Below are 12,003 nucleotides of genomic sequence, written 5' to 3'. Positions count from 1 at the left end.
GCCCCGGCACGGTGGCATAGGCCGCCCCCTCCCCCGCCCGCAACGTGGCGTCGAGCAGCCGTGAACTCGCCCGGATGGTCAGCGGCGCGCCATCGGTAATGTCGGCCTCCTCCTCCGGGTCGTCCTCAGGAAAGCCGGAGGCAAGGATGCGAAACCCGCCATCTTCCTGCGCGGGACAGGCCTCGCGCACTTCCGCCTCCGGGTTGCCGCCTTCGTCATCGGGCAGGAACCAGAACTGCACGAAGCCGCCCCCCTGCGCACCCGCGCGCCACGCCAGACCGTTGACCCCGTCCCCGGTGCCGAGCGCCTGCACGCTGCCGGGCGGCAGGGTGGCGGGCGCAAAGCCCGGGCCGGTGAAATGCAGCACCCGGGCACCCGTCCATGTCAGGATTTCGGTATTTTCCTCCGCCCCCAGCGCAAAGGTCGCACCGGCCTCCATGGTGGCGACATTGACGACACGCAGCCGTCCCCAATGCACCCGCCCCGCATCCGCGCAGGTGCGGAATGCAAAGTGACAGCGCAGCGTCACCCCGGCGTCAGTAAGGCACCCGAATGTTGCGGCCCTGCGGATCTCGATCATCGTGCCTTCCCTCCACTGGCGGCCTGTGACACATGCGCGTGCTTTGCGGGCGGCAGGGGATAGGTCGTCTCCCACCCGCCGCCCAGCGCGCGATAGAGCCGCGCGACCGAGGTGGAGACACGCGTCGTCGCCTGCACCAGTTCGCTCTGCGTCGCCAGCAGGGCGTTTTGCATCGTCAGCACGTTGAGGAAGTCCGAAGCCCCCTGCACATACTGCGCCTGCGCCGTATCGACCGCGATCTGGTTTTCCGCCACCGCTTCGGCCAGGCGGTCACGCTGCCCCTGTGCCGCGGCAAAATCGGCCATCGCGTCGTCGATTTCCTGCCACGCCTTCAGGATGGTCCGCTGCAGCATGACGGCGGCTTCCTTCTGCTGCGCCTTGCGCAGGCGCAACTGCCCGGTCAGGCGCCCACCCTCGAAAATCGGGAAGGTCGCCGTCGGGCCGAATCCATACTGCCGCGACGCCCACGATCCCAGTCCGCTGAACTGCAACGCCTGCACGTCGAGGCTGCCCGACAGGGTGACGCGGGGGAAGAAATCCGCAATCGCGACGCCGATATTGGCGGTGGCGGCATGCAGGCGTTCTTCGGCCATGCGGATGTCGGGCCTGCGATCGGCAAGCTGCGACGGCAGGCCCACGGGCACCGAATCGGGCACCGGCGGGATGGCGCCCGGCTTGCCCAGCATCGCCGTCAGCGCGCCGGGTTCGCGCGCGACAAGGAAGCTGAGCGCGTTCACCAGATAGACTTCCTGACTTTTCAACACTGGCAGGCGCGATTCGAACGTGTGCAGTTGCCCGGTGGAATCCGCCACGTCCAGGCGCGTCGCCGCCCCCTGGGTGTACCGCTGGGTCGTCAGGTCCACGCTGTGTTTCGCGATGTCGATATTATGTTCGACAATCGCGATCTGCGCCTGCACCCCGCGCAGGTCGATGTAATCCTGCGCCGTTTCCGCCATCAGCGATACCAGGACGTCGCGGCGCATGTCCTCGGTCGCGTGCATGGCGGCGGTCGCGGCCTCCACCTGCCGGCGGACATGCCCCCAGAAATCCACCTCCCACGAGGCATTCATGCCATATTGCGGCAGGTTGAATGACGGGTTGCCCACGCTGCCGGGAAAGGCGGTGGGGCCGAACCCCTGCGCCCCGCTGGCGACACTGCCTGCGTTCTGCTGTTCCATCGTGCCCAGCAGGCCGAGCACGCCGTTCGTGCTGGCGCGTTCGCGGGCATAGGACGCATTGGCCTCCGCATGGGGGAACTGCGCAGCACTGGCGATGCGGCGTTCGGCCATGCTCTGCGCAAAGCGGTAGGCAGCGGCGCGCAGGTCAAGGTTGGCGCGCACGACCTCCGCCTCCAGCGCGCTCAGGGTGGGATCGTGGAAGATCGACCACCACTGCGCATCCATGCCGGTCTGTACCACCGTGCTGTCCGCGGGCGCCATGCTCTGGTGCCAGTCATGCGGGGCGGTGTTGCGCGATTTGTGGTAATTCGGCCCGACCGCGCATCCCGCCAGCGCCAGCAGGACCACACCGCCCGACAGGCGCGCGCACATCGTGCGAAAGGGGGTCATGGGGTTCACTGCCATATGTACCGCTCGTCATGCGCATGGGCCCCGTCGGGGGTGGAGGCGGTATTGATCCGTGCCTCCACCGACATGCCGACACGCACCTTCGCCGCGAGTGGCTGCCCGGGGTCAAAGACCAGTTTCACGGGAATACGCTGCACCACCTTGGTAAAGTTGCCGGTGGCGTTATCGGGCTGGATCGGGGCGAAGGCGACGCCGGTGGCGGGGGCAAGGCTGTCAACATGCGCCTTCAGCGGATGCCCGGGGAAGGTATCGACCCAGATGACCGCCGCCTGCCCGGTCTGCACATGCGTCAACTGCGTTTCCTGAAAATTCGCCAGCACATAGGTCGCCTGCGTCGGCACCACCGCCAGAAGGCCCGTGCCCGGATGGACATACGCCCCCACGCGCACGCCACGTTCGCCCACCACGCCCTCCACCGGGGCGGGGATGGTGCAGTACGACAGGTTCAGTGTGGCCTGATGCTCCTCGCCCCTTGCACGCAGCAGGTTGCCCTGTGCGCGCTGCAACTGCGCCTGCAGGACGGACACCTGCCCCACCGCCGCGTCCACGGCCGCCTGGTCGCGCGCGACCGTGGCCTCCGCCTCGCTAAGCCGCGCGTCGGAGGACTGGCGCTGCTCCACCGTGCCGGCGCCCCCCACCGACAGGTTGCGGTACCGCGCCGCGTTCTGCCGCGCGAACACCAGCGCCGCCTGGTCCGCCTGTACTGCGGCGCGCGCGCCCGCGATGACCGCCTGCTGGCGTGCGAGTTCGGCGGTCAGGTTCGCGACCTCCCCCTCCGACGCCGCGACATTGCCCCGCGCGACCTCCAGCGCCGCGCGGTAATCGTCATCCTCGATATGGGCCAGTTCCTCGCCGGGGCGGACATGTTCGTTGTCCTGCGCCACCACGCGGTCGATACGGCCCGACACCTTGGGCGCGACCGTCGTGAAATCGGCGGTGACATAGGCATCGTTGGTGTATTCATCAACGCCGTTGCCGTTGACAAGGCGCGCGCCCACATACGCGCCACACGCCAGCACAATGGCCGTCGCACCGGAAATAAGGAGGGGTTTCCTGTAGATCATGACCTGTTCCTGTCGTGCCTAGCCAGCACGCTGAGAAGGGGATGGGGCACGGGGGGGATAGACGCGATGCGGCAGGAGCAGGTTCATCACCGCATAGCCAAGGCACGCCCAGACCAGCAGGAAATAGATGTCCACCAGCGCCAGCACGAGCGCCTGTTCATGCACATAGGTGTGGAAGACCTGCAGCGTGTTGGCCGCGACATGCCCGGCATCGGGCGACGTGGCCGAAAGCTGCCCCGAAATCGCGTTCCCCTGCCCCGCCAGCGCGGTGGCATGGGTGCCGTGATGGTCGAGCAGCATGGTGGAGTGGTACTGTTCGCGCCGCCGCGACAGGGCGGAGAACAGGGCGAAGGCCACCGCATTCGCCAGTCCCTTGAGCATGTTGACCATGCCGGAAATGAATGGACCGTCCGCAGGTCCCAGCGCCATCGTCGCGAGCATCAGCGTGGGAATGACGGTCATTGGCTGCCCAAAGACCTGAAGGATCTGGATGGGATAGAAATTGTCGCGCACCCAGTCCACCGTCAGCCACGTGCCCAGCCAGCTTGCCAGTGCAAGGCACAGCATCCCCGCCGAGAGGATATAGCGGCAGTCCACCTTGCGGTTGTTGCAGATCGCGGCGATCAGCGGCAGCATCAGCAGTTGCGGCAGGGCCACCACCAGCGAGATCGGCGCAGCCTGCACCGGGCGATAGCCACGCACCGCCTCCAGATAGGTGACCGGCACATCCGTCATCAGCGCGCAGATCGCAAGGATCCCGATCAGCGACAGCAGGGACGCCTGGATATTGCGGCTTTTCCAGTACTGGATCTTGAAATAGGGGCTGGGGTGAAACGCCTCGTTCACCACAAAGACGACAAAGGCCGCACCACCCCAGAAGGTCAGGTTCGTAATCACCGGGGAGCGGAACCAGTCCAGCCGGTCGCCCTGGTACAACACGGTCACCAGCGCGCAGATCGCGGGCAGGCCCACCAGCAGGCCGAACCAGTTGAACTTCTCGAACCGTTCCAGATGCATCGGATCGCGCGGCAGGCCATAGGCCATCATCGCGACCGCCACCGCCGCCATGGGCACGATTTCCCAGTACAGCCACCGCCAGCCCACATCCTCGAACCAGAAGGCCTCCAGCGGGACGCCAAGGTTGGGGCCGAAGGTCGCACTCATGGCGTATCCGGCGATGCCGAACACCCGGATCTGTGGCGGCAGGTATTTCAGCATGACCGTCATCAGCACCGGCGGCAGGCACCCGCCCGTCAGGCCCTGCGCCGCGCGCAGGATGCACAGCGACGTCACATCGGGCATGAACGGCGCGGGAATGGACAAAAGCGCCATCGTCGCGGTCATGAAGATGGAAAAACGGTAGATGGAAAACGACATGTAGAACCACGGCGTGAACGCCATGGCCGCAATATTGAATGCCTCGTAGATGGAGATCACCCACGTGCCTTCATCGTGGCCGATATGCATCGCGCCCCGGATGTCCGACAGGCCGATTTCGGTTACATGTTCATTGAAGCCCGCGACATGCACCGCAAGCAGCATGCCAAGGCAGCCAATGACCGTGCGCAGGCCAAAGGGCGGGATATAGGACGGCAGGGGCGGCGGCGCATGCACGACCGGCGCGCCACCCGGCAGTTCCCCGGGCGATCCCGCGGCTATGGTGGATGACATGAAGACCTCGCATTGATCGCGGGGTCAATCTATGGGTGTCGTTTGGATAAATAAATTGCAATTGCCTCACTCGTTGAGTGCGTCTGGCGCACTCAACGCGGGGTGCTTGTTTTTCATCTGCAGGCAGAGTTCACGCACCGTCCGGCGCAGCCAGCGATGCAGCGCGTCCTTGTCATTGCGCGGATGCCACGCCTGAAGTCCCGTCAGCGGGGCGCTGGGAAACGGCAGTTCGAACGCACGCAGGCCGATTTCGCGATGGGGCAGGGTCTCGATCACGATATCGGGCATCAGCATGATCAGGTCATAGCTGCGCAACGTCTCGATCATCGTGAAAAATGTCGGCACGATCAGGACAATCCGGCGCGTCAGCCCCCGCGCCGCCAGCATTTCGTCAATCGCCCCGCTGTAGCGGTCCTGGCGCGAGATGCTGATCTGGTCGAACTGCACGAACCGCTCCAGCGTCAAGGGCTGGCGGAAGATGGGATGGGCCTTGCGCGCGAAACCGCGAAAGCCGGTGGTAAACAGGCTCTGCGTGCGGATTTCGGGCTTGAACGGCAAAGGCGCGCCGATGAACAGGTCGGCATGGCGTTCACGCAGGCTGAGGCTGACATCATCATGGCGGTCATGGGAAATGAAGCGCAGGGTGACGCCGGGACATTCGGCACGCAGCCGTTCCAGCAGGGCCGCCCCCAGCGTGCCAAGGAACAGGTCATCGGCCTGTATGGTAAAGACCGGGCGGATGCGCGACAGGTCGAGGTGCGCGTCATTGCGGAACAGGCCCGTCGCCTGCGCCACGACGGCATGCACCTGCTGCTGCAGTTCCAGCGCGCGTGGCGTCGGTGTCATGCGCCGCCCGGCCTGCACGAAGATCGGGTCGTCAAACGCCACGCGGATACGTGACAGGGTACGGCTCATGGCGGGGGGGCTGAGGTTCATGCGGCGCGCGGCGGCGGCCACGCTGCCTTCCTCAAGCAGGACGTCAAGTGCCACGAGCAGGTTCAGGTCACGATGGTGCATGCAATCCCTTCCGCAAAACCGCAGGCCACCCGCATCATGACGGGCATGACGTCCCCTGCATGGCCGCACGATGCCGCCGCGCGTTGAGCAGGGTCAAGACCAGCACCACAAGCGCGCCCCCGCCCACCGTGAACATCAGCGCGGGCGCAAGCCCCGTGCCAAGGAAGGAGGCAATGCCCGTCTGCAAAAGCGCGTTGCTCGCCGCGATCAGGTTTCCGCACTGATAGGCAAGGCCGGGAAAGGTCGCGCGTACCGAAGGGGGCGAAAGCTCGCTGAGATAGGCGGGCACCACGCCCCACGCCCCCTGGATGCAGAACTGGATGCACACCGCCCCCACCGTCAGCCACACCGCCGAGTGCGGCAGCGTCCACAGCGCCAGCAGCGGCAGCGTCAGCACGGCGGCGAGTGCGATGCTGTACTGCCGCCCGATCCGTTGCGACAGGATGCCAAAGGCCATCCCGCCAATGATGGCGGCGATATTGTACAGCACGACAATCAGCGTGATGGTGGGATGGGGCAGTCTGCGTTCAAGCCCGAGGAAGACCTTGGGATACAGGTCCTGTGACCCGTGGCTCATGAAATTGAACGCCGCCATCAGCGTCACGGCGAACACGCACAGCGCGAAATTGCCCCGGATGAAAGGCCACAGGCCCGCCTGTGCTGCGGTATTGGTCGCGCCCGAACGCTGGCGCGCCAGCCATTGCGGGCTTTCGGGCACGCGGGCCCAGATATACAGCGCGGAGAACAGCGCACCGCCGCCCAGCACGAACAGCCCCCGCCACCCCATGACCGGCAGCAGGAGGAACGCCAGCGACGCCAGCAGGTATCCCGCCGGATACCCGGCCTGCAGGATGCCCGACGCCATCCCCCGCCACGAGGCCGGGACGCTTTCCATGATGAGCGAGGTACCAACCCCCCATTCCCCGCCCAGCGCGATCCCGAAAAGTGCTCGCAGGCACAGGAAGGTTGCAAGCGTGGGGGCAAAGGCCGACAGGACCTCGATCAGGGAATAGACCATGATCGTGGTGATCATCACCGGCTTGCGCCCGTACCGGTCGGCCGCGCGCCCGCACACGAACGCCCCGACGGGACGTGTCAGCAGCGTCAGCGTGGGCGCGAGCAGTACGCTTTCGAGCGAGACGTGAAAGCTGCGCGCGACATCGTCAAGCGTGAACAGGACAATGAAGAAATCACACGCATCAAGCATCCATGCCAGGAGGGAGGCGGCAACCACATGACGGGCCGTGGCGATATCCCCATCACGCAGGCCCGCCGGCATGGCCGGGTCATCCATATTATTGTTCGTGTCCATACCCTGTACCATCCGTATTTCCTGTCCCGGACTGTGGCATGCCGGGGGGATCGCAACCATGCGCCGGGGACTTCACGAAGGGGCGACCGCCGGAACGATTACGTGACCTGTCGGCAGGAAGGCCACCTGATGAAAGCCGGAGGTTTCCCGGCACCAAATTTTTTCAAAATGCATCGTCCCTTGAACGATTTTTCAAAAACCCTCACCAGAAGGTTCCAAGGGATTGTCTGAAAATAATAAAAGTTTTTGGTGAAGCTTTTTTCAAAAAGCTTCGAAAGACTTCGCCTTTTTAAAAAAGGCGACACCCAAAAACTTTTCCCTATTTTTTCAACGGATTGTTTTCAAACAGTCTCTAAAGATTGGCAATGACCTTCAGGCCGACCAGCATGGCGTTGGGAATGACCGAGGTCTCGCCGGGGCGCATCATGTATTCGAACTCCGGCGTCACCACCAGTCCGGGTGTGACGGGAATGCCGTAATACGCCTCCAGCACGGCGGAATGGGTCTGCGGGCCGTTGACATACGCCCCCATCGACATGCCCGCCGCCTGCCGCAGGCTCTGGCCATAGGTCAGGCGTGGACTCATCTGGTAATAGGAATACATCACCCCGAAACGGTCATAGGGCCGGTGCGGGATCAGTCCCAGCAGGGACGCGCCGAAATAGAACTCGTCCGAAAAGGTCGAGATACTGGGCGTATTGTGGATATATCCCGCCAGCAGGTAGCCACCAGCCATCTGGTGTTCGCCATGCTTGCGGTACACCATCTGGTCCGCCTCGATATAGAACGTATCGCGCGGCTTTTCCTTGTGCGCATGGATATAGGCCTGATAGGCGGCCGGGATGGTCCCGATCAGGTCGGGATAGGGGGACGTGTCGTGGCCGAAGCCTAATTTGTAATGGCCGGGCAGGTTGCGCGCGCCAAAAAACGGCTCCCACGTCAGTTCGACCGGGGTCTGGATGCCGGTCGTGGTCTCGCTCCCCCAGGCCCATCCGGTATTGTCCTGTGCCTTCGGCCCGATCTTGTAGATCCCGGTCCGCAGCGTCAGGTCGCGCGTCGGACGGAACCGCACGGTCCCGCCCCATGACGTCTTGGGATAGACACTCCATCCCGGTGGCTCGCGGATGGCCATGGGGGCAGAGCACTGCATCATGAAGGTACACAGCAGCACCGACGTGCCATAGGTATGGGTCAGCGCGATGCGGCCGACATTGATGTTGATGCGGTGATGCAGGAACGATTTTTCCACATACAGGTCCGCAAGGCGCGCCGCCGCCGGTCCATGGATGCTCCACACCTCCGTCAGCAGGACATTGCGTTCGCCCACATGGTCCCACCCCACCTGCCGTCCCTCGCGGTTCATGACGATGCCGTGCAGGAACCAGCCGTTCAGCCCCACCAGTTTCCCAAGGTCGAACAGCATGCTGACACGCAGGTCATGCACATAGTCGATGCCCTTTGACAGGCCACCGCCCACATTGGCCATGCTCTCGCCCTTGTAGGTCAGTTCGAACGTGAAGCCGCGATTGCTCAGCCACTCCCGCCATGGCCTGATCTGCGGCACGAGGTTGCCAAAGGACTGTTCCGCGACGAAATACCCGGCGCTGAGGTCGCTTTTGCGCAGGGCGTCGTCATTATGGCTCAGCAGCGCCGAAATGCTTTCGGTGTCAAACAGCGCCTCAAGCCGTTCCTCGGCAATGGGTCGCTTGGCTTTCTTCACAGGCGCGGCAGGCGCGGATGCGGGCGTTGCCACGTCAACAGCCCCGGGCGTCGTCACGGGAGTAAGCCGGGGGGCGGAAGATACGGCCCCGTGCACAGGATCCGCCGCACGACTGGCGGCGGTCCAGCCACAACAGGCCAGCATCACCGCCATCATACGCAGGCAGGATCCCCGCCACCCGTTTCCACGGAAGTAAACACGCAACATATGCATGGTGATTCGCACGCAACACAAGGAACCCCACCCATCGCGGTGGATGAGGCGCTTTACCCCTGACACATCAGGGAAACCCGGCCACACGGACCGAAAGGGCGGCCCGCCCGACGCCCGTCATATCCTTTCCGATAAGGAACGGAACAGACGTAAGATTATGATATAAATTTCATTTTCGACGTTTTCTTTTTATTATTATGTCTTGATCAGCCTACCGTATGAAATATGGCCGCCCTTTTCAACTCCCTGTTTTTCACAACAACGTATGCGTAGGAGGCAGGCATTGCACCTTCTGGTATGCGTCAGGAGCAGGCGTCGGCGGGATGGGGACGGTCATCCGTTGATAAAAGACAATATGGTTCCTTGGGTGAGTTCTCCATCATCGCTCCCTGCATTTACTCAAACCCATGCAACAGAAAACATGTGGCAAGCACTCCCGAACCAGAAATCCCCCCTCTGGATCAGATCATCAAAACTTGGACAGTCATGATCTCGCTTATAATAACAAGGAATTTTTGCCTTTCTGTCTGAGGATGCACAAAGATGACATGACACTTCCGATCATTTGAATCCTCGTAACGAAGATCTGTCCTGTCATGTGCATCTCCTATCCATCACCAGGCAGGAAAAAAGAGTGACACGCATCGTTGCCAAAACGTATCATAAAATCCGCCATAACCACATTTATATTAGGCGGAATGATGAATACTCCAGGCCGAGGAACAGCTAATCAATCTCCTGCGCGAAAATGCACGCATGCCGGTCGCATTCCTTGCACGGCGATTGGGCATTACCGCACAAAGCAGGCTGGAAAAGCTGGAACGGCAAGGCATTATCGAGGGCTATTCCCTGCGCCTGACACCGTCCTATTCCGAAAATCAGGTACAGGCGCACCTGCTGGTAACCCTCGGCCCCAAATATACCGCATCAGTACAGAGCCTTCTTCGTCGCATTCCCGAAGTACGCACCATCTATTCCGTCAGTGGAAATTTCGACATGATCGTCATGGTCGAAGCCTGTTCCATCAAACGGCTTGATGCCGTCATTGATGAAGTCGGGGCACTTGATGGTGTGGAACGCACCCTGTCTTCCCTGTTTCTTTCCACACGCCTCAACCGTTAGAATGAATGTATATGGGCACGACACAAAACGAGACCCGGCAGGCAGGCATCGCTCCACTTACTAACCAGGGGATAAAGCCGCAGTTTACGGCACCCGTGCCGACCGCGACCTGTCTTTTCCGGCGCAGAAGATACTGATAATCAGAAAGACCGTCGTTTCGCAGAATGCCAGAATCCACATGGGAAGCGCCTGTCCAGCGAATCCCGTCAGCAGCAGCAGACCAACGCCAACCATCTGGCTGGACATCATACGACGCGTGGCAACCCATCGATAGGCGATACTGGCCAGAAGATAGAGCACCGGCCCAAGCGTCATGACCAGGGCGGGCGCACCTTTGGCGTCCTCCAGCGGGTTTTCCAGCAGCAGGTCCATGGCTACGGCGGTGACGATAATCCCCCCGATCAGGATGACATGCAGATAATGGAAATACGCACCCATTCGCCCCGGGTCGGAGGAATGGCTTATGGCATGCTCGGCTTCCTCGCTGGAGGTTTGAAAATACAGCCACCACATGGCAATGGTGCACAGAAAACTGGCTGCAAAACCGCTCAGTTCGATCCAGGACCAGTGCTCGCTTTCCGCAAGGGAAAGACCGGCAGCCATGACCGTTTCCCCCAACGCCACAATTACAAAAAGCTGGCAGCGTTCGACAATATGGCTCCCTGAAATGGTCCAGTCCGATGTGTGTGAGCGTCCCAGTCCCGGCAGCCAGAAGCCGAACATGGGCGAAATATATTCACATGCCACCCCGATGGCCCATAGAGGAACGCGGGCTTCCGGTGACGCCAGGCCACCAGCAATCCAGAAGCAGGCAGCCAGAATACCCCAGCCCAGAATACGGCGGTAATTTGGGGAAAGAGGGTGGGACGCCGGCAGGCTGAACACAATAAACGCGGAACGTCCGACCTGCATGCCGGCATAGCACAGCGCGAAAGCCAGTCCGCGCGCACCAAAAGCTTCCGGTGCTGCTGCCCCGCATACAAGCGCCAGCGCCATGGTAAGAAACAGCACTCCCCGCAGGCTCGGCACGCGCGGATCAAACCAGTTTGTGACCCACCCCGTATATTGCCATCCCAGCCAGGCCGCGAACCACAGTATGAGGGTCTGCATCCCACCGATCGGTGTCAGATGATGCAACAGGCCATGGCTGATCTGGGTGACAAGAAACACATAGACCAGATCAAAAAACAGCTCCTCGTTCATGACACGGGCATTGTCCTTGCCCGGCTGACGCATGAGGGGATGAGAAGGGGCGTCCTGCTCAGTCATGAGAAGCTCCGTTGAAAAAACGTCTAGTGTAAAGTGGAAGCAGGGGATCGCTTTTCAGGCAGCCATTGGACTTCCTCTATAGATATTCCAAGAGGCTTTAGTTACGCACCATAATTCATTCTGTCCGGACTGTATGGTTAAATATGCATGTAAATCCATGCCATATCCGGTATTGATCTTCAGCGGATCTTTCTACTTTTCCTGCCTTAATCATCCTTCTAAAGGACGAGGCAATGCAACACGAACCGATACACCAGTCGACAAAAACCAATAAAACCGCAGAACATAGATAAACGATATTCGAGTTCAGTCACTGGGAGCAATCCATAACGAGCAGATACTGTCTAAACTTGCCCCGGTACCTTTTCGTCTGTTTCCTATGTGCATCCTGCGCCCATTCCCGGAACGCAAAAAACCCGCCTCAGAGGGCGGCATTTTTTGTTAGATAT

Annotated in this window: 9 protein-coding genes; 1 reads left to right on the top strand and 8 read right to left on the bottom strand. The window is 61.6% G+C overall.

The genetic code is table 11. The features are described 5' to 3' along the window. From HNH97_RS17025 to HNH97_RS16995, 7 genes are all read right to left on the bottom strand, one after another. Nucleotides 1-580 (bottom strand): cupin domain-containing protein (locus HNH97_RS17025; RefSeq protein ID WP_171791674.1); only part of this gene is annotated, 580 nt, incomplete at its 3' end. After that, entirely contained in the window at nt 577-2,148 is a 1,572-nt protein-coding gene (locus tag HNH97_RS17020; RefSeq protein ID WP_407716820.1) for an efflux transporter outer membrane subunit, read from the bottom strand. The genes HNH97_RS17020 and HNH97_RS17025, both read right to left, overlap by 4 nt. Before the next feature lie 5 nt (nt 2,149-2,153). Next, entirely contained in the window at nt 2,154-3,230 is a 1,077-nt protein-coding gene (locus tag HNH97_RS17015) for an HlyD family secretion protein (RefSeq protein ID WP_171791673.1), read from the bottom strand. Nucleotides 3,231-3,248: 18 nt separating this feature from the next. Beyond that, nucleotides 3,249-4,901 carry an MFS transporter gene (locus tag HNH97_RS17010; protein WP_171791672.1) on the bottom strand — a complete coding sequence of 551 codons (1,653 nt, stop codon included), beginning with the start codon at nt 4,899-4,901 and terminating at the stop codon, nt 3,249-3,251. Between the two features lie 66 nt (nt 4,902-4,967). Continuing rightward, nucleotides 4,968-5,918 (bottom strand): LysR family transcriptional regulator, encoded by a 951-nt coding sequence (locus HNH97_RS17005; protein WP_171791671.1) that lies wholly within the window; start codon nt 5,916-5,918, stop codon nt 4,968-4,970. A gap of 34 nt (nt 5,919-5,952) precedes the next feature. After that, the gene (locus HNH97_RS17000) at nt 5,953-7,212 is read right to left on the bottom strand and encodes an MFS transporter (RefSeq protein ID WP_171791675.1); all 1,260 of its coding nucleotides are present in this window, start codon (nt 7,210-7,212) and stop codon (nt 5,953-5,955) included. Nucleotides 7,213-7,582: 370 nt separating this feature from the next. After that, on the bottom strand, nt 7,583-9,106 hold the full coding sequence (locus tag HNH97_RS16995) for a carbohydrate porin (RefSeq protein ID WP_244949518.1): 1,524 nt from the start codon (nt 9,104-9,106) through the stop codon (nt 7,583-7,585). Nucleotides 9,107-9,868: 762 nt separating this feature from the next. Here HNH97_RS16995 and HNH97_RS16990 point away from each other — a divergent pair. Next, nucleotides 9,869-10,285, top strand: a complete 417-nt coding sequence (locus HNH97_RS16990) for an Lrp/AsnC family transcriptional regulator (protein WP_408870072.1) — start codon at nt 9,869-9,871, stop codon at nt 10,283-10,285. Between the two features lie 84 nt (nt 10,286-10,369). On the opposite strand, the gene HNH97_RS16985 is transcribed toward HNH97_RS16990, so the two are convergent. After that, nucleotides 10,370-11,554 carry a low temperature requirement protein A gene (locus tag HNH97_RS16985; protein ID WP_171791668.1) on the bottom strand — a complete coding sequence of 395 codons (1,185 nt, stop codon included), beginning with the start codon at nt 11,552-11,554 and terminating at the stop codon, nt 10,370-10,372. Nucleotides 11,555-12,003: the final 449 nt, after the last annotated feature.

It is taken from the genome of Gluconacetobacter entanii, assembly GCF_013155425.1.
In the GTDB taxonomy this organism is placed as follows: Bacteria; Pseudomonadota; Alphaproteobacteria; order Acetobacterales; family Acetobacteraceae; genus Novacetimonas; species Novacetimonas entanii.
Note: the sequence above shows the minus strand (reverse complement) of the source record. Positions and strands in the feature narration are given on the sequence as shown.

What these genes read in the sequence shown, in the direction of transcription:
- HNH97_RS16995 (WP_244949518.1), bottom strand. Translation starts at nt 9,106, where the DNA reads ATGATGGCGGTGATGCTGGCCTGTTGTGGCTGGACCGCCGCCAGTCGT.
- HNH97_RS17020 (WP_407716820.1), bottom strand. Translation starts at nt 2,148, where the DNA reads ATGACCCCCTTTCGCACGATGTGCGCGCGCCTGTCGGGCGGTGTGGTC.
- HNH97_RS17005 (WP_171791671.1), bottom strand. Translation starts at nt 5,918, where the DNA reads ATGCACCATCGTGACCTGAACCTGCTCGTGGCACTTGACGTCCTGCTT.
- HNH97_RS17010 (WP_171791672.1), bottom strand. Translation starts at nt 4,901, where the DNA reads ATGTCATCCACCATAGCCGCGGGATCGCCCGGGGAACTGCCGGGTGGC.
- HNH97_RS17000 (WP_171791675.1), bottom strand. Translation starts at nt 7,212, where the DNA reads ATGGATGACCCGGCCATGCCGGCGGGCCTGCGTGATGGGGATATCGCC.
- HNH97_RS16985 (WP_171791668.1), bottom strand. Translation starts at nt 11,554, where the DNA reads ATGACTGAGCAGGACGCCCCTTCTCATCCCCTCATGCGTCAGCCGGGC.
- HNH97_RS17015 (WP_171791673.1), bottom strand. Translation starts at nt 3,230, where the DNA reads ATGATCTACAGGAAACCCCTCCTTATTTCCGGTGCGACGGCCATTGTG.